This is a genomic window from Microbispora sp. H11081 (genome assembly GCF_012999535.1).
Taxonomy (GTDB): Bacteria; Actinomycetota; Actinomycetes; order Streptosporangiales; family Streptosporangiaceae; genus Microbispora.
The window spans coordinates 63,522-80,932 of sequence record NZ_JABBWV010000018.1 but is presented as its reverse complement, the minus strand read 5'-3'; the positions used below and the strand labels follow the sequence as shown (position 1 = coordinate 80,932).

At 70.8% G+C, this 17,411-nt stretch carries 16 protein-coding genes; 7 read left to right on the top strand and 9 right to left on the bottom strand.

Features of this window, described 5'->3' with window-relative positions; all coding sequences use genetic code 11:
* Window positions 1–45 precede the first annotated feature (45 nt).
* Complete coding sequence (locus HHX31_RS30405) at window positions 46–2,154, bottom strand: M6 family metalloprotease domain-containing protein (RefSeq protein ID WP_169952658.1); 2,109 nt, start codon at window positions 2,152–2,154, stop codon at window positions 46–48.
* Window positions 2,155–2,262: 108 nt separating this feature from the next.
* On the opposite strand from HHX31_RS30405, the gene HHX31_RS30400 reads away from it, so the two are divergent.
* Window positions 2,263–3,396, top strand: coding sequence for a CdaR family transcriptional regulator (locus HHX31_RS30400; RefSeq protein WP_169952656.1), 1,134 nt, complete (start codon window positions 2,263–2,265; stop codon window positions 3,394–3,396).
* Between the two features lie 229 nt (window positions 3,397–3,625).
* Here the strand turns inward: HHX31_RS30400 and HHX31_RS30395 are convergent, their stop codons facing one another.
* Window positions 3,626–4,384, bottom strand: coding sequence for a hypothetical protein (locus HHX31_RS30395; RefSeq protein ID WP_169952654.1), 759 nt, complete (start codon window positions 4,382–4,384; stop codon window positions 3,626–3,628).
* Window positions 4,385–4,621: 237 nt separating this feature from the next.
* Window positions 4,622–5,524 carry a collagen-like protein gene (locus HHX31_RS33905; protein ID WP_249347057.1) on the bottom strand — a complete coding sequence of 301 codons (903 nt, stop codon included), beginning with the start codon at window positions 5,522–5,524 and terminating at the stop codon, window positions 4,622–4,624.
* Window positions 5,525–5,751: 227 nt separating this feature from the next.
* Here HHX31_RS33905 and HHX31_RS30385 point away from each other — a divergent pair, with 227 nt between their 5' ends.
* A complete protein-coding gene (locus tag HHX31_RS30385; RefSeq protein ID WP_169952652.1) occupies window positions 5,752–7,203 on the top strand; it encodes an MFS transporter in 1,452 nt (483 codons plus the stop codon).
* On the opposite strand, the gene HHX31_RS35420 is transcribed toward HHX31_RS30385, so the two are convergent.
* Window positions 7,110–7,805: a TetR/AcrR family transcriptional regulator C-terminal domain-containing protein gene (locus tag HHX31_RS35420; protein WP_169952651.1), complete on the bottom strand. Its 696-nt coding sequence runs from the start codon at window positions 7,803–7,805 to the stop codon at window positions 7,110–7,112. The genes HHX31_RS30385 and HHX31_RS35420 overlap by 94 nt on opposite strands.
* 109 nt (window positions 7,806–7,914) lie before the next feature.
* Here HHX31_RS35420 and HHX31_RS30375 point away from each other — a divergent pair, with 109 nt between their 5' ends.
* The gene (locus tag HHX31_RS30375) at window positions 7,915–9,342 is read left to right on the top strand and encodes an MFS transporter (RefSeq protein ID WP_169952649.1); all 1,428 of its coding nucleotides are present in this window, start codon (window positions 7,915–7,917) and stop codon (window positions 9,340–9,342) included.
* 43 nt (window positions 9,343–9,385) lie between these two features.
* On the opposite strand, the gene HHX31_RS30370 is transcribed toward HHX31_RS30375, so the two are convergent.
* A complete protein-coding gene (locus HHX31_RS30370; protein WP_169952648.1) occupies window positions 9,386–10,024 on the bottom strand; it encodes a hypothetical protein in 639 nt (212 codons plus the stop codon).
* Window positions 10,021–10,569: an RNA polymerase sigma factor gene (locus HHX31_RS30365; RefSeq protein ID WP_169952646.1), complete on the bottom strand. Its 549-nt coding sequence runs from the start codon at window positions 10,567–10,569 to the stop codon at window positions 10,021–10,023. The genes HHX31_RS30370 and HHX31_RS30365 overlap by 4 nt, the downstream gene beginning before the upstream one ends.
* A 149-nt stretch (window positions 10,570–10,718) precedes the next feature.
* On the opposite strand from HHX31_RS30365, the gene HHX31_RS30360 reads away from it, so the two are divergent.
* Entirely contained in the window at window positions 10,719–11,159 is a 441-nt protein-coding gene (locus tag HHX31_RS30360) for a sterol carrier family protein (RefSeq protein WP_311932339.1), read from the top strand.
* A 39-nt stretch (window positions 11,160–11,198) separates the two neighbouring features.
* Here the strand turns inward: HHX31_RS30360 and HHX31_RS33900 are convergent, their stop codons facing one another.
* Window positions 11,199–11,492, bottom strand: coding sequence for a DUF4190 domain-containing protein (locus HHX31_RS33900; RefSeq protein WP_211590543.1), 294 nt, complete (start codon window positions 11,490–11,492; stop codon window positions 11,199–11,201).
* 499 nt (window positions 11,493–11,991) lie between these two features.
* Here HHX31_RS33900 and purF point away from each other — a divergent pair, with 499 nt between their 5' ends.
* Both purF and purM read left to right on the top strand, forming a co-directional pair.
* Window positions 11,992–13,428 carry an amidophosphoribosyltransferase gene (purF, locus tag HHX31_RS30350; RefSeq protein WP_169952642.1) on the top strand — a complete coding sequence of 479 codons (1,437 nt, stop codon included), beginning with the start codon at window positions 11,992–11,994 and terminating at the stop codon, window positions 13,426–13,428.
* Complete coding sequence (gene purM, locus HHX31_RS30345) at window positions 13,425–14,453, top strand: phosphoribosylformylglycinamidine cyclo-ligase (RefSeq protein WP_169952640.1); 1,029 nt, start codon at window positions 13,425–13,427, stop codon at window positions 14,451–14,453. Before purF ends, purM begins: the two co-directional genes overlap by 4 nt.
* A gap of 411 nt (window positions 14,454–14,864) precedes the next feature.
* Here purM and HHX31_RS30340 read toward each other — a convergent pair whose 3' ends face one another.
* Window positions 14,865–15,098 carry a DUF3073 domain-containing protein gene (locus HHX31_RS30340; RefSeq protein WP_169952638.1) on the bottom strand — a complete coding sequence of 78 codons (234 nt, stop codon included), beginning with the start codon at window positions 15,096–15,098 and terminating at the stop codon, window positions 14,865–14,867.
* Window positions 15,099–15,248: 150 nt separating this feature from the next.
* Window positions 15,249–16,367 (bottom strand): Glu/Leu/Phe/Val dehydrogenase, encoded by a 1,119-nt coding sequence (locus tag HHX31_RS30335; RefSeq protein ID WP_169952636.1) that lies wholly within the window; start codon window positions 16,365–16,367, stop codon window positions 15,249–15,251.
* 134 nt (window positions 16,368–16,501) lie between these two features.
* On the opposite strand from HHX31_RS30335, the gene HHX31_RS30330 reads away from it, so the two are divergent.
* A complete protein-coding gene (locus HHX31_RS30330) occupies window positions 16,502–17,368 on the top strand; it encodes a hypothetical protein (RefSeq protein ID WP_169952634.1) in 867 nt (288 codons plus the stop codon).
* Window positions 17,369–17,411 lie beyond the last annotated feature (43 nt).

Genomic DNA, 17,411 nt, shown 5'->3' with positions numbered 1-17,411 from the left:
GAGGGGGTGTCGGAAGGACGGCCGCCTCAACGTGCGTCAGTGCCGTCAGACGGCGTTGACGTGGCAGGTGGCGGTCATCGTCTTGGTCGGGTCGCTCTCGGAGGTGGCCGTGAGCTTCACCGTGGCGTGACGGCTGCCGCCCGCGGACTGCTGGGCGAAGACGGTGACGGTCTTCTTGGCGCCGAAGTCGACGGCCGCGAGGGCGTTGGGCGTGATCGTGGTCCAGCCGTTCCCCTCGACCTCGGCCTTCAGCCGGTAGACGTCACTGTTCAGGTACGCGCTGACGTCCTCGGGGTGCTGCGCGTCGGCGGGGGCGGCCTTGCCGGTGTTGGACAGCGGGAAGCTGCACATCGACACGCCCTTCTCGGCGGCGGGGACGCCGGCGCCCGGCAGCAGCTTCACGCCGCGCTTCTGCGGGCCCGAGCCGTCGAGGGACTTGATCGCCACCGTGTACGACAGGATCCCCTTGGCGTCGCGCTGCACGTCCGTGATGTAGAAGTGCAGGCGGTTGGCCTGGTCGACGTACTCGTACTGGCTGCCCGAGTCGGTGCCGGCGTGGAAGAGCGCGTCGGCGAGCTGCCGGTAGTCGCCGATCGTGATCGGGACCTTGGTGCCGTCGGGCAGGACGTAGTCGGTCATGTTGATGTCCTGCGGGTTGGCGTCGATCACCCACTCGAACGGCGCCCGGTCCTGGTTCTTGGTCTTGGCCAGGAGCACCCCGGAGTCGGGGGTGAAGGAGTCGGTGCCGATCCGGTCGACGACCTCCACGGTGTAGTTGTCGTAGGAGCCGCCGTCGCAGAGCGGGTCGGTCCGCTGGCTGCACGACCCGGTGGACTTGTCGCCGGTGTCGAAGGAGACGTTGACGCCCATCAGGCCGTTCTTGCCCGGCTGGATCGCGCGCGCGGTCACGTTGGCGACGACCACGCCGGAGTCGCGGAGCGCCTCACGCGACAGGCGCAGGACGTTCTGCTCGTCCACCATGTTCAGCTTGATCTTGTTGCGCAGCATGTGCTGGGCGCCCATCGACGCGCCCGCCGTCGGCGGGATCAGCCAGCGGCTGTGCGGGCCGCCGGGGCCGTTGAAGCTGCCGCGGCTGAGCATCTCCCAGACGCCGGTGTAGGCCCGGATCGGCGGGTTGCCGTACGGGTTGTTGTAGTTGTCGGCGATGCCCATGATGTGGCTGAACTCGTGGGCGAACGTCCCCATGCCGGAGCTCTCGGTCTGGACCGAGTCGACGCCGAAGCGCGCGTTCGGCCAGAACGACGAGCCCGCGGCCCACGACGTCCAGTCCACGTAACGCGTACGGGACCAGTTGGGCAGGTTCGGGTCCGGCGGGCCGAACTCGTCGGTGACGTCCTCCTTGGTGGGGAACTTCATCATGCCGAACTCCTGCCAGGTCGCCGACTCGTCCTGGCCGGCGCTCAGGTAGAAGACGAAGTCGAACTGACTCGCCACCTCCTGGCCGACGGCGTTCACCCAGGCGGTGTTGCCGTCCGTACGCAGGTCCCTGCTGCAGTTGTCCCCCGCCGGGCAGGCGTCCCGCTGATACTCCATGCCGTACTCGTACGACTTGCCCGGCATGGTGTACGGACCGAACGCGGTGAGGTCGACGCCGTACCGGCCGCCGGAGTCCTCCATCCAGTACTCGTGCAGGGTGTGGCCCTTGTTGAGCTGGTTGGGGGTGTTGAGGAAGTCCTGGTAGAACTTGGCGACCTTGTCACGGGGGATGTCGTGGGCCTCGGCGCTGGGGTTGCCGAACACGGTCGAGTTCTGCGGCTGGGTGACCACGAACGGCTGGTTGGGGTAGTCCACCAGCACGAGCGCGCCCTTGAAGGTCCGCGCGGAGCCCTTGACGGCCGGGTTGGCCCAGTCGGTGCCGGGGATCTTCTTGTAGTCCGACCACGTCATGTGGTCGGGGTTCTTCCAGTTCTGCGGATCGATCGGGGCGACGACCCGGGACGCGCGGCCGCGCAGGGCCTGCGCCTCGTCCGGCTGGTCGCGCTGCCAGGGCTGGGTCTGCGGCCAGTGGTCACGACGCCAGGGGAGACCGGGGTCCTCGCCGGGGGCCGCCGACGCGGGCGCCGCCGCCAGCGCGAGGGGGACGAGGGCGAGGAACGCCACGATGCCCGGGAACACCGTTTTTGAGAGTTTCACGAATTATGACGTTATAGAGACTCTTGACGTGGATCATCGGTCACTTGTAGGGAAGTCCGGTGGGCGCTTCTCCTACAAGTGTCGAATCGCCCACGTGGAGGCCGAGTGGTGGATCTGCAGCGAATCGTGGACGACCTCGCCCTCCGCCTCGAAAGACCTCTGCTGCTGGAGGACGGCCGCCAGCGCGTCGTCGCCTACAGTGAGCAGGACGGGCCGATGGACGACGTCCGCCGCCAGTCGATCCTGCGCCGCCAGACCACCTCCGACGTGCGCGACTTCCTGCGCGCCGCGGGCATCCACGAGGCGACGGCGCCGCTGCGCACGCCCGGCGCGCCCGAACTGGGCCTGCTGCCGCGCGTCTGCGTTCCCGTACGGCACGACGGCCTGTCGCTCGGCTTCCTCTGGTTCGTCGACGAGGCCCCGGCCATGACCGAGCCGGAGATCGCCATCGCGGCGGAGGCGGCGCCCACCCTGGCCCTCGCCTTGTTCCACGAGAGCCTGGTCTCGGAACTCGCCTCGCGGCGCGAACTGGAGGCCGTCACCGGACTGCTGCTCCGCGAGCCCGACGCCGGCAGGACCCTGATCGAGGCGGGCGCCTTCCCGCGCGGCGCGCCCGTGACCGTGGCGGTCGCCAGGGCCGCCGACGGCGAGGCCGGCGAGTCCCTGCGGCTGGCGCTGGAGCGCGGGCTGCTGGCCCTGCGGCGGCGCCTGTCCAGGCATCATCCCCTCCACCTGGTGCGCTACGACCACGCCGTCCTGCTCACCGCGGGCACCGGTGCCTTCCCCGAGGAGATGCACGCGGCCTTCGGGACGCCGGTCCTGGTCGGGATCGGCTCGCCACGCCCCTCGCTCTCCCTCGCGGCCGAGTCGTACGAGGAGGCGTTGCACGCCGCCGAGATCGCCGCGAAGGTGCCCGAGTTCGGGCGCTCGGCCGAGTGGGGCCGCCTCGGCGTCTACCGCATGCTGTCCGCGATGCCGCACGACCACCTCCACCCGGGGCTGGCACGGCTGCTGGACGAGGCACAGCACCGGCCGCTGCTGGAGACTCTGGAGGTCTACCTCGACCTCGCCGGCAACGCCCAGGCCGTCTCCCGCAGGCTCCGTCTGCACCGTACGTCGCTCTACTATCGGCTGCGGCGAGTGGAGGAACTGGCGGAGACCGACCTCAGGGACGGAGGGGAGCGGCTGAGCCTGCATCTCAGCCTCAAACTCGCCCGCCTCTCGGGCCGCTACCGCCGGTAGGACGGCCGGGGCGCGACCGGGCACCGCGAGGGTCGTGCCCGGCGGACCACCGCCGCTCGGGTGCCCGAACCGTGTCCGGCCGGTCACGGCCCCGTCCCCGGAACAACGAAGGCCCTTCCGGTAACCCCTCCGGAAGGGCCTTCGCCTCGCCGTACGCCAACGCCTCTTCGCGTACGGCAAGCAGGTGCGGCGCGCCGGCGGAGCCCCCACGGACTCCACCGGGACGCCCCTAGGAGGTCTTGGTGCAGATGGCGTAGACGAGACCGTTCCCGTCGCCGTCGCTCGCCAGCTCGACCCTCCAGCCGTTGCCGCTCATGTAGCTGCCCGTGACGGCCCTGCCGGAGCTGATCTTGAAGCCGCCGCCGGTGACCGTCTCTCCCGCCGCGCAGGAGACGGAGCCGATGTTCCCCGAGATGAACTGGCTCGCCATCCGCGAGCTCAGCGCGGGGGCGCCGCCGGAGCCACCCTGGCCCTTGAGCCACTGGAGGAAGTCGGCCTCGTCCTGGGCACTGCAGGCGCCCTCGTTCCAGATCTCGCAGGCGCTCTTGCCGTCCGTACCCGGGGCGCCGTCCTCGCCCGGGTCGCCCTTTGCGCCCTTTTCGCCCTGCGGACCGGCAGGACCGGCGGGCCCGGCAGGACCTTGAGGACCGGCGGGACCGGCGGGACCTTCGGGCCCGGCAGGACCCTGCACACCGGCCGGACCGGCGGGACCGGCAGGACCTTCGGGACCTTCGGGCCCGGCAGGACCTTCGGGACCCTGCGCACCGGCGGGGCCGACGGGACCCTGCGGGCCTGTCTGGCCCTGAGGCCCGGTCTGGTTCCACGACACCGCGGCCTCGGCCGGTCTGCATGCGGTGGGGGCGTCGACCAGACGCACGTCACCCGTGGTCTTGTGCGAACAGGCGTAGAGCACGACGTCACTCGCCGATGAAGCGGTGGCCGCGCCACCCAGGGCAAGGACCGACCCGGCCAGGGCACCGACCGTCATCAGACCGATAGTGCGCCCGCCCGGCAACTTGATAGCCACGGAACTTCCTTTCTGAGGCACACGAACTGCGTGGGCACGCAGGTTGTACGCATAAGACACGCATCACGAAATATGCCGGTTGTCATCCGGAAGATCACGTATGCGCATCTTCGCTACCGGTGAGTCCGAGTGGTCAAGAAAGGGCAGGACGCGAGCATGGCGGAGCCCCCACGGACTCCGCCATCCTCACCGGTCACGTCACAGGCAGAGCACGTAGACCGTGCCGCTGGCGTTCTTGCCCGAGACCTGCCAACCGGCCGGCTTGTTGTTCAGGAAGTACGGGCTGTTGACCGAGAGCTGCGCACTGGCGCTGCCGGAGGCGCTGTAGCCGCCGCCTGTGGCGACGCCGGTGGCGCACATGACGATCTTGGTGCCGCCCTGGCCGCCGAAGGAGAAGCTGTCCGACTTGTAGCTGGTGGTGGGAGTCCCACCGGAACCCGAGCCACCCGAGCCGCCCGGGTCGCCCTTGTCGCCCTTCTCACCCTTCAGCGACGCGAGGAACTGGGCGACCGACTTCCCGCTGTTGCCGGGCTGCGCCTTCCAGATCTCGTAGGCGCTCTTGCCGTCCTCGCCGTCCTTGCCGTCCTTGCCGTTCTTGCCGTCCGCGCCCGCCGGGCCGGCCGGGCCGGCCGGGCCGGCCGGGCCACGCTCGCCCTTGTCGCCCCTGATGCCCTGGGGGCCCGCAGGACCGCTCGCGCCGTCCTTACCATCTTTGCCGTCGGCGCCCTTCGCGCCCGGCGCACCGGGTTCGCCCTTCGGTCCCTGCGGGCCGATGTCGCCCTTGGGGCCCTGCGGACCGCGCATGCCCTGCGGACCACGCAGCCCCTGCGGACCCTGCGGGCCCTGGGGACCGGTGCCGCCGATGCCCACGGGACCCTGCGGGCCCGTCCTGTTCCACGAGACCTTCGTCTCGGTCGTCTTGCACTTGGTGGTCGCGTTCACCAGGCGCATGTATCGCGTGCTCTTGTTCACGCACGCGTAGTACACGGCATCGCTCGCCGACGAGGCGGTGGCCGCGCCGCCCAGAACCAGAACCGACCCGGCCAGGGCACCGACCGTCATCAGGCCGATGGTGCGCCCGCCCGGCAACTTGATAGACACGGGACTTCCTTCCTGAAGCACACGAAGCACACGGAGACAGAAGTTATTCATGTGATACACGCGCCATGCGATATGTCGGTTGGCACGTTAAACGTCACGGATGCGCATCTCCGCTATCAGTAGGGCGGCTTGTCAGAAAACCGCCGCAGCAGAGGGGTAGCCTGCGGCGATTCTCTAGTGGATACCTGGACAAACCATGACTTACTGCGCAGGCAAGAATCGACGGCATGGCCGACACCCCCCACGACCCCGGCTCCCCCGATCATGCGATGGCCCTCCGGTACGCCTGGAAGGTCTGCTCCGTCACCGGGCTCGGTCTCGTGCTCATCGGGCTCAGCTCCAGCACGCTGAACGTCGCACTCCCCTCGGTCGTACGGCACTTCGAGGCCGGGCCGCTGGCATCGAGCTGGATCCTGCTGTCGCACCTGCTGATCAGCACCGCGACGCTGGTGTTCTTCGGCCGCGTCGCGGACCTGCTCGGCAGGCGTGAGGTCTACCTCGTCGGTTTCGCCCTCTTCACCGGCGCGTCGCTGCTCGCCGGGATCGCGCCCGACGTCGGCGTGCTCATCGCCCTGCGGGGGGTCCAGGGGCTCGGCGCGGCCATGATCCTCGCCAACGGCACGGTGATCGTCACCGCCGCCTTCCCGCCCGACAGGCTCAGCCAGGGGATGGGCGTCTACATGGCCACGCTCTCGGTGGCCCAGCTCGCCGGGCCGACCCTCGGCGGCCTGATCGCCGACACGCTCGGCTGGCGGTGGATCTTCTGGATCAACGTCCCGGCGGGGGTCATCGCGCTCGTCTGGGGCGCCGTCGTGCTGCGGAAGGTCCCGGCCGGCCCCCGGCAGTCCGTGGACGCACTGGGCAACGTGATCGTGTTCGCCGCGCTGTCGGCCGTGCTGATCGCGATCAGCCAGGGCGAGCCGCTGCCCGGCCTGGTCGCCGCCGCGCTCGTCCCCGCGCTGTTCGCGGTGGAGCGCAGGGCGCGCAACCCGGTGCTCAACCTCACGTTGTTCGGCGGGCGCATGCTGATGTGCGCCAACCTCGCGTCGTTCGCCAACTCGCTGGCGCGCTCGTCGCTGATCCTGCTCGTCGGGCTCTACTTCCAGGCCGCGCGCGGGGCCGACCCGCTGTCCGCCGGCCTCGCCGTGCTGCCGGTCCCCGTGGGCATGACCCTCGCCTCTCCTCTGGCGGGCGCGCTCGGCCGCAGAGTGAGCCCGTACGCGCTGTCGGTGGGAGGGTGCACCCTGACGGCGGCGGGGCTGCTCGTCCTCACGCTCTCGTCCGGCCCCGCCACGCCCTACTGGGTGATCGGCGCCGGGCTCTTCGTGTGCGGATGCGGCAGCGGCGCCTTCCTCACCGGCAACACGACGCAGGTCATGGGCGCGCTGCCGGTGGAGAGCCGCGGGGTGGTGAACGGCTTCCGGGTGATGGTCATGAACGTCGGCATCGTGCTCAGCGTGGCGACCACGCTGAGCGTGCTGACCGCCTCGGTCGCCCCCGCGCTGCGGGACCAGGTCTACGCCGGGACGCTCTCCCAGGTGTCCCCCGGCGCGCTGCGGGAGCTCATGGCGGGGTTCCGCACCACCTATCTCGTGCTGTTCTGCGTCGCGCTGCTCGGCGTCCTCTTCGCGGCCATGGCCTCGACCCCGGACATCAGGAGATCCAGGCCGAACGCGTAGTAGGCGTCGACGTCGGGCTCCTCCTCCATCGCCCTCGCGTACTCGACGATGCGGGGGAACTGGCCGGCCGGGAGCGACTCCAGCGCCAGCCGCGTCTGGCGGCGCGACTCCGCCGCCTCCTCGGGGGTGCACGCCTCGGGGTGGCCGGGCTCGCTGTCCACCAGGGCCATGGCGCCGTGCAGCAGGTATATGGAGACGGAGTAGCCCTCGCTCAGCGTGAAACCCGCCTGGCACAGCAGGTCGAGCGCGGTGTCGGTGGCCCGCCTGAAGCTCGGCAGCTCCTGCTTCTCGACCATCGTGAACAGCCCCGGCATGTACCGGTGCCTGCGCATCACCCCGACCAGCGCCTCGACCATCACCCGCAGCCGCGCGTTCCACGGCGCGGCCGCGTCGAACTCGGCGGTGACCTCGGTCAGCAGATGGTCGGCGACGCAGACGAGCAGCTGGTCCTTGTTCTTGACGTGCCAGTAGAGAGCCATCGGGGTCACCCCCAGCTCCTGGGCGAGCCGCCGCACGGTGACCGACTCCAGGCTCTCGGCGTCGGCCAGCTCGACGGCCTTCTCGACCAGACTCAGGCGGCTCAGCCGCTCCGCGTTCGCCATGATCCGCAGCCTCCCCGCCTCCTCGGCACTTGACAACTATACGACGTACAAGGTCTCCTGTGCGAAGTACATGTACGCCGTACATGTACGACGTACATGAGGAGGACGCATGTCCGGACGGTGGTGGGCGCTGGTCGCGGTGTCACTCGCGACATTCGCGACTTACCTGGACAACAACGTGGTCAACGTGGCGTTGCCCACGATCCAGCGCGACCTGGCGCTGACGATCTCCGGCCTGGAGTGGATCGTGAGCGCGTACATCCTGGTCTTCGCGGGCCTCCTGCTCGCGGGCGGACGCCTGGCGGACGTCTTCGGCCCCAGGGCCGCGTTCTTCGGCGGCCTGGCGGTCTTCACACTCGCCTCGGTGGCGGCGGGCCTCGCGGGAAGCCAGGAGACGCTGATCGCGGCGCGGGCCGTGCAGGGGCTCGGCGCGGCGCTGGTGACCCCGTCGACGCTGGCCCTGCTGCCGCGGATCTTCCCGGATCCGCGCGAGCGGGCGACGGCCGTCGGCGTCTGGAGCGCGGTCGGCGCCCTGGCCCTCGCCATCGGCCCGCTCACCGGCGGGTTCCTCAGCGAGAACGCCCACTGGAGCTGGATCTTCCTGATCAACCTGCCGATCGGCCTGGTCGCGGCCGCGATCGGGCTGCGCTCGATCAGGGTCGAACGGGCCGCGCCCGGCCGGGTGCGCCTCGACCTGCCCGGCCTGGCCACCTCCGCCCTGGCGCTGTTCGCCCTCACCTACGCGCTCATCGAAGGCCAAGCGCGTGGGTGGACCTCGGCGCCGATCCTCGGGGCGTTCGCGGTCTTCGCCGTGGCCGCCGTCGCGTTCCTGGTCGTCGAGACCCGTACGGCGCAGCCGATGATCGACCTCACGCTGTTCCGTGAGCGGGTCTTCAGCGGCGGCCTGCTGGCGATGGGCCTGTGGTCGTTCGGCGTCTTCGGCATCTACTTCTTCACCGCGCTCTACCTGCAGAGCGCGCTCGGGTTCTCCCCGACGGAGGCGGGGGCTGGCTTCGTGCCCATGGCGCTGCTCATGGCGGTGATCGCGAGCGTCTCGCCGCGGATCGCCGAGCGCTTCGGCAACGCGGGCACGGTCGCCGCCGGGCTCGGCCTGATGGCGGTGGCCATCGGCGGGCTGTCGAGCGCGGGCGAGGGCTCCCACTACGGCGACCTGCTCCCCTGGTTCCTGCTGTACGGCGCGGGCGCCGGCCTGCTCGTCCCGCTGACCAACGTGGTGCTGAACGCGATGCCGCCCGCGAGAGCCGGTGTCGCCTCAGGCGTGCTCAACGTCTCCCGCGAGGTCTTCGGCCTGCTCGGCATCACGATCCTCGGCGCGATCCTCGCCGCCAGACAGAGCGCGGTGGGCGGCGCTCCGCTGCACGCCTTCCTCGATGCCTACCGGTTCACCCTGCTGATCGCCGCGGCGATCGTGCTGGTCGGCGTTCCCGTCAGCATCTACTCCCTGCGCCGCACCCGGGCCGCCGCCGCCGAGCCCGCCGAGCCCGGCGAACCCGCCGTCGCCGAGCCGGTCGCCTGACTCCCCGTACGGTGACGAGCACGCGGATCGGTGTCATCGGGTGTCATCGGGTGCCGTCGGGCACGAGCACGCATGGCTTCACCGGGTCGTTCATGAGGATCGTGCTGGTGCTGCTTCTGCCACCGGGCAGCGCGGTGACGGTCCAGACGAAGGTCTGGCCGGGCTTGAACAACCGGGTGTCGATGCGCATCTGCCAGCCATGCTTCGAGCCGGGAAGGTTGGTGGGCGGATAGTAGATGCCCCGGGGGACGTCCTCCACATAGGTGGCCCTCGGCTCTCGGCACTTCCTCCCGGCGGGCACGTAGTCGACGATGGCGGGGACGCCCAGGTCACGCAGTTGCCTCGCCAGCCCCGCGGCGTCGCGGAAGTCGCGGACCCTGACCCACACGACCCCGTCGGCGTCCTTGGTCAACGCGTAGGAGGGTGTGGTGAAGGGTCCGTCGTCGAGCAGGCTCGGGCCGACGACGATGCCCGTGGCGATCACGGCGGCGGCCGTCAGGCCCAGAGCCAGCCGGCGGGGGCCGCGACGCCTCGCCCGCGCGGGGACGGGCCGGCCGCCGCCGGGCGACTCGGCCGTGATCGAGGCCAGCAACGCCCGCGCCCCCGCGTCGGACGGGCGGCCACCCGGCGCACCGGGTTCGACCCGGGCCAGCGATCCGATCATCTCGTCGATGTCCTTCACAGCGACCTCCCCGACGGCGTCAGCCGGCTCTGTGACGTGCGATGGACGCCCGCCTCGGCGAGCGCGCGGGAAAAGCGCCTGCGGGCGCGGTGGAGCCGGATGCGTACGGCGTTGCGCGACAGGCCGAGCGCGGTGGCGATCTCCGCGCGGCCCAGCCCCTCCCATGCCACCAGCGACAGCAACTCACGGTCGTCGTCGGGCAGGCTCCGGAACGCCTCGCCGATCGCGGACAGTTCGAGCCCGCTGTCGGGAGAGTCCTCGTACAGGTCGGCGAGCTCGGCGTCGAGCCGCGCGCTGCGGGCCTGGCGGCGGACCTCGCCCCTGCGGTGGTTGGCCACCACGTTACGGGCCACGCCGTACAACCACAGGACGGCCTCGTCCCCCGCCGGTAACTCGTGCACCCGACGCCAGGCGACGGTGAAGACCTCGGCCACCACGTCGGCCGCGTCCTGCGGCGAGTCGCAGCGGCGCACGGCGTAGGCCGTGAGCCGGCCGTACGTCTCCCGGTAGACGGCCTCGAACCTGGCGGACGGTTCGTCATCCACGGGCGATTCCCATGATCGTTCCCCTTGCTCGATGCGACTGCGGACATCCCTCCCATGTACGGAGCCCGCCCATCATTTCCCGCGAGATCTCGACCGTCCGGGCGTTCCGCGTGGAGGGGGCGGCGCGGCGGATCCGGGACAATGGGCCGGTGCCGGCACGCAGACTCGACCCGGGGAAGATCAGAGAGGCGCTCGACGCCCAGCTCGCCGATCTCGGGAGGCCGCCGTTCGACGGCCCCGAGAGCGCGGCGGGGAACGCGTGCGTGCTGGCCGTGCTCGACGCCTACGAGGCCGGGCTCACGCCCGTCAGGGCCGCCGCCCGCGCCGCCGTACGGCACCTGCTGGAGGAGCTGGCCGCGCGGGCTCCCGGCCGGTCGGTGGAGGTGCGGGTCCCGCCGTACGCCGCGGTGCAGTGCGTGGAAGGGCCCCGGCACACCCGGGGCACCCCGCCCAACGTCATCGAGACCGACCCCCGCACCTGGCTCGAACTGGCCACGGGACGGCTCTCCTGGGCCGGGGCCACCGGCGCGGGGAAGATCTCGGCCAGCGGGGCCCGGGCCGATCTGTCGCCGCTGCTGCCCCTCTGGTGACCTCTCTGGTGGCCCTTCTGGTGGACGCCGTCCCGGCGGCTACCGGGGCCCGGTGAGCTTGTCCTCCACGCAGCGCTGCGCGTCCTCCTGCGTGGGGTAGCGCCCCCGGTCGAAGCACTCGCCGACGTTCCTCGTCTGGAACCAGCTGTAGAGGATCACGCCGACGACCAGGGCGATCAGCAGGGTCAGCGCGCTGAGCACCAGCCCGCCGATCGCCCTGCGCCTGTTGGAGTTCCTCGCCATCGCCACGATGCCGACGACGATCCCGGCCAGCGCCACGAGCGTGCCCGCGCCGCAGACCAGCAGCAGGACGACCGAGGAGATCCCGAGCACCAGCGCGGCGGTGCCGAGCCCGCCTCCCGGCTGCGGCCCCCATGGTCCACCGGGAGATCCGCCCTGTGCCGGAGGAGGCGGCAGCGGCCCCCCGTACTGCGGCTGTCCATACGGGGGCTGTCCGTACGGGGGCTGCCCATAGGGAGGCTGGCCGTACGGCGGGCCTCCTGGCGGTCCCCATGGCGCTCCGTACGGGCCCTCCCCGGGGGTCCCAGGGGGCCCGGACGGCTCTTCAGGCCGCCGTGGCTCGCCGGGTCCCGGCGGCGGCCCCTGTCCCTCAGGGCTCCCCTGGCCGTAGGGCTCCCGCGGCTGCCCGGGGTCCTGGGGTGTCGCCACGATGATCCCTCCCGTACCGATTCTGGGACCTGCCCGAAAGCTCAGACTCCCCCGAAATACGCGTGTGAGCAGGGACGACACGGCAAAGCGCGGGTGATGTCCCCGGCGCCTAACAGGCATCCCCCGGTTTGAGCAGCGCCAATGCCCAAATAGACTCAAGTACGTGTTGAAGGGCGACGGCCGGCTGGGCCATGACCTTGACCCCCAGGACCGCGCTCCGAAGGACGCCTGTGGCGTCTTCGGCGTATGGGCTCCCGGGGAGGACGTCTCCAAACTCACCTACTACGGCCTCTACGCGTTACAGCACCGTGGACAGGAGTCCGCGGGCATCGCGGTAAGCGAGGGCAGCCGCATCCTCGTCTACAAGGACATGGGCCTCGTGGCCCAGGTCTTCGACGAGTCGATCCTCGGCACCCTGCGGGGGCATCTGGCCATCGGGCACTGCCGTTACTCCACGACCGGATCGAGTGTCTGGGAGAACGCGCAGCCCACGCTGAGCTCGACCGACGGCGGCGGGCTCGCGCTCGCCCACAACGGCAACCTGATCAACACCGCCCACCTGGCGGAGCGCCTCGCGCCGGGCTCCACCCGCGCGACGACCGACACCGAGGTGCTCACCGCGCTGCTGGCGCAGGACTCCTCGCGGCCGGTCGACGACGTGGCGGCCGAGTTGCTCCCCGACATCAAGGGCGCCTACTCGCTCGTCTGGATGAACGAGACGACGCTGTTCGCCGCCCGCGACCCGCAGGGCATCCGCCCGCTGGTGCTGGGCCGGCTGGAGCGCGGCTGGGTGGTCGCCTCCGAGACCGCGGCCCTCGACATCGTCGGCGCGACGTTCGTCCGCGAGATCGAGCCCGGAGAACTGCTGACCATCGACGAGCGCGGCGTCCGCTCGCGCCGCTTCGCGGCGGCCGAGCCCAAGGGCTGCCTGTTCGAGTACGTCTACCTCGCCAGGCCCGACACCACGATCGCCGGGCGCGGCGTGCAGTCGACCCGGGTCGAGGTCGGCCGCGTGCTGGCCCGCGAGCACCCGGTGGAAGCCGACCTCGTGATCCCCACGCCGGAGTCCGGCACCCCCGCCGCCATCGGCTACGCCGAGGAGAGCGGCATCCCGTACGGCCAGGGCCTGGTGAAGAACTCCTACGTCGGCCGCACGTTCATCCAGCCGTCGCAGACGATCCGGCAACTCGGCATCCGCCTCAAGCTCAACCCGCTGCGTGAGGTCATCGAGGGCAAGCGCCTTGTGGTCGTGGACGACTCGATCGTCCGCGGCAACACCCAGCGGGCCATCGTGAAGATGCTGCGCGAGGCCGGGGCGACCGAGGTCCACGTGCGCATCTCCGCACCCCCGGTCGCCTGGCCGTGCTTCTACGGCATCGACTTCGCCACCCGCGCGGAGCTGATCGCCGGGTCGCTGTCGGTCGAGGAGATCCGCGCATCGCTCGGCGCCGACAGCCTGGGGTACATCTCCCTCGACGGGCTCACCCGGGCGACGACGCTGCCGGCCGACCGGCTCTGCCGCGCCTGCTTCACCGGTGAGTACCCCATCCCGATCGAGGACGACAGGGTGGGCAAGTTCGTGCTGGAGGCCCAGCGATGACCAGCTATGCCGACGCCGGCGTCGACATCGAGGCGGGCGACCGCGCCGTCGAGCTGATGAAGTCGCGCGTGGCGCGGTCCCGGCGCCCCGAGGTCGTGGACGACGCCAGCGGCTTCGCCGGGCTCTTCGACGCCTCGGCGTTCCTGCGCTTCCGCAGGCCGCTGCTGGCCACGTCGACCGACGGCGTGGGCACCAAGGTCATGCTGGCCCAGCGGCTCGGCAAGCACGACACGATCGGCATCGACCTCGTCGGCATGGTCGTCGACGACCTCGTGGTCTGCGGGGCCGAGCCGTTGTTCATGACCGACTACATCGCGTGCGGCAAGGTCGTCCCCGAGCGGATCGCCGACATCGTGGGCGGCGTGGCCGAGGGCTGCCGCCTCGCGGGCTGCGCGCTCGTCGGCGGGGAGACCGCGGAGCACCCCGGGGCGATGGGCCCCGACGAGTACGATCTCGCGGGCGCGGGCACGGGGGTCGTCGAGGCCGACGAGATGCTCGGTCCCGACCGGGTCAGGCCGGGAGACGTGGTGCTCGGGCTGGCTTCCAGCGGCATCCACTCCAACGGATACTCGCTGGTCAGGCACGTGATCAAGACCGCCGGGCTGGACCTGGAGCAGGAGTTGCCCGAGCTGGGCCGCACGCTCGGCGAGGAACTGCTCGAACCCACCCGCATCTACTCGCTGGACTGCCTGGCGCTCATCCGGGAGACCGAGGTGCACGCCCTGGCCCACATCACCGGCGGCGGGCTGGCGGCCAACCTCGCCAGGTCGCTGCCCGGCACGGTCGACGCCGTCCTCGACCGCGGCTCCTGGACGCCACCCGCGATCTTCGACGTGCTCTCCGGGCGCGGCGGCGTGCCCCAGGAGGAGATGGACAAGACGTTCAACCTCGGCGTGGGCATGTGCGCGGTGGTCCCCGCGGCGGAGGCCGACAAGGCACTCGCCCTGCTGACCGGGCGCGGCCTGCCCGCCTGGGTGCTGGGTGAGATCGTCCCCGGGGAGGGCCGAGCCCGTTTCCGCCAGTGAGGCGTGGGTTCGGCGGTCCCATCCATCCGGCTCTCGGCGCACGCGACGGCGGCATCGCCCCGGCTCACTCGCCTCCGTTACGCGCGCCGGGGCGCCTCGCCGGAGGGTTCACGCCCGGCTCATGTGCCCAAAGGAGAGCGGGTGAGTTCAGGGCCGGCTGCCTCCGGGAACGCGTGAAGGCGCCCACGGCACAGCCGCGGCGCCTCTGGCTTGACGCACCCCGTCTCTGGCCATATCCCCGCTGCCGCGCCCCCGTCGTCCGGCGGCATGACCGACAGACAATGACCACGGAACCGTCAGGTAACTCTCACGCGAGCGGTGAGGCTCATGGGAGCACCAGTCGCCGGACACAGGAGAGAGAACCCGGCGGGAACGTCCCCCGCCGGGTCTCACTTGGCGATCAGAACCGGGTCAACGCCGCCCACGGCGGTCGTCATCGCCACCGTCTTCGTCGTCGACGACCCCGTAATCGGCGTAGCGATCAGCCAACTCTTCGTAAGGGTCATGCTCGTCACTGTGGCCGGAATCGTCGGCGTCCACGACTCCGAGCTCCGCGCGCAGGCGCTCAAGATCCGTACCGCCGCTGTTGTACTTCAGCTGACGGGCGACCTTGACCTGCTTGGCCTTGGCTCGGCCGCGCCCCATTGGCTCGACCCCCTCATGCGGGGTCGTGCCCGACCCCTCGTCACTAACGCACCGCGCACTGACGCCACCTGACTCAGGCGTCAGTCTCTCGTTCGCCTATTACCGTACCTGGTTTGTGCGCCGCTCGGTACGTCGTACGAGCGGCGGCGGTCAGCGCCGGAGCCAAATACCCCTTAGCCGACCGATTTCCGACATTCTCCGCTCTGCAAGCCTATCCGCTGCGACCGCGGGAGGGACGCCTTCCTCCTCGGCGGAGCGGAAGATCTTCGAGGTCGTGTCGAAGATCCTCGCGGCCCGCGCCCGGGCCCGATCCATGTCGAAGCCCTCGATCTCGTCGGCCACCTGGATGACCCCGCCGGAGTTCACGACGTAGTCCGGGGCGTACAGAATGCCCCGCTCGGCGAGCTGCTTCTCGACGCCGGGATGGGCGAGCTGGTTGTTGGCGCCGCCGCACACGATCCTCGCCTTGATGCGGGGGACGGTCTCGTCGTCGAGCGCGCCGCCGAGCGCGCAGGGGGCGTACACGTCGATGTCGGACGCCGCGAGCGTGGCGGCGTCGGGCACGACCTCGACGGCGGGGTGGCGCTGCCGCACGCGTTCGACGGCCCGTTCGTCGACGTCGCAGATCACGACCTCGGCCCCGTCCTCGATCAGGTGGTCGACGAGGCGCCGGCCGACCTTGCCGACCCCCTCGACCCCGACCCTTCTGCCGCTCAGGGAGGAAGCGCCGTACGCGTGGTCGGCGGCGGCCCGCATGCCGTGGAACACGCCGAACGCGGTGAGGATGGAGGAGTCGCCCGCGCCGCCGTGGGCCTGCGTGCGGCCGGTGACATAGGAGCACTCGCGCGCCACCACGTCCATGTCCTCGCTGTAGGTGCCCACGTCGCAGGCGGTGTAGTAGCGGCCGCCCAGCGACTGGACGAACCTGCCGTAGGCCCGCAGCAGGGCCTCGCTCTTCCCGGTCGCGGGATCGCCGATGATCACCGCCTTGGCGCCCCCGTGGTCGAGGCCGGCCAGCGCGTTCTTGTAGGCCATGGCCCGCGAGAGGTTGAGCGCGTCGGCGAGCGCGGCCTGCTCGCTCTCGTAGGGATAGAACCGGGTGCCGCCGAGCCCCGGTCCGAGGGCGGTGCTGTAGATCGCGATGATGGCGTAGAGGCCGCTTCGCTCGTCGGAGCAGAAGACGACCTGCTCGTGTCGCACCGGCTGGACGGGGTTCGCGTCGTCGCCGGAGCCGGAGTCCTTGTGGGACAGCCCGAAAACGTCGGTCACGGTGGTGACTCCTGATCGTGTACGCCGCCTCGTTGCGGCGATCGGACCTCAGTTTATCCGATGCGCCCATAAAACGATCATGGAAAGCCGAGAGGGTGCTGCACAGGCGTCCTGCTCCGTGGCACGATTCTGGTGTGCTCCCCTACGCCGCCTATCTCCGTGTGTACGAGCCGCTGACCGCTTTCACCCCGCAGGATCAGGCTCGGTGGGCCCGCTACGCCGAATCACGCGACCGGCCGCGCCGGGCGCGAGCCCTCGCCGTCGAGCACGGCGAGGCGGTCCGCCGCCTGCTGCCGGTCCCGCCGCTGCCGGCCCCCGAGCGGGAGAGCCCCAACGCCTACCTGCGCCGGGTCGAGGAGACGTTGTACGTCTGCCCCTGGCAGAGCAGGCTGCGGTCGTGGCTGGCGTTCGCGTCGTTCCGCGGGAGCGTTCCGATGAAGCTGGCCTCCCGGTTCGTTCCCCAGGCGATCGCGGAGCAGACCGCCGACGACTTCGACCGCTTCAAGCGCGGAGAGCCGTCGCTGCGCACCCACATCCGTACGGGCGCCTGGCATGTGCCGATCTCGTGGTTCGTGCCGTTCGACTCGGCAGAGCGGTGGCTCGTGCTGGGCTCGGAGCAGCCGGCCGAGCCGGGCGCGCAGACCACCGCCGCCCCGCCCAGGAACATGCTGTACGTCACCTCGATGGCCCAGGCCCGCCGCCGGGTGGCGCGGGCGCTCGTGGTGATCCGCAGGCACGTGGGTCAGGTGGCGGCCCTCACCGAGGTCGAGGAGGTGGGCCGCTGGCTGGAGGAGTTCCACCCCCACTCGCTGGTGGAACTCGACTACGGCGGCCTCGTGCACCTCATGGACGACCGGACTCTCCAGGGCGACCAGTCGGTGGCCGAGGTCGCGACGGCCCTGGCGGGTTTGGACAACGGTCAGGAAGAACTTGCCTACGCGATGTATCAGCGGGTCATCCTCCGCTGGAGGTCGATCCGCGCCCTGGAATCGGCAAACTGACGGTCATGAAGACGACGTGACCTGCCGATTCTGGTCATGACAT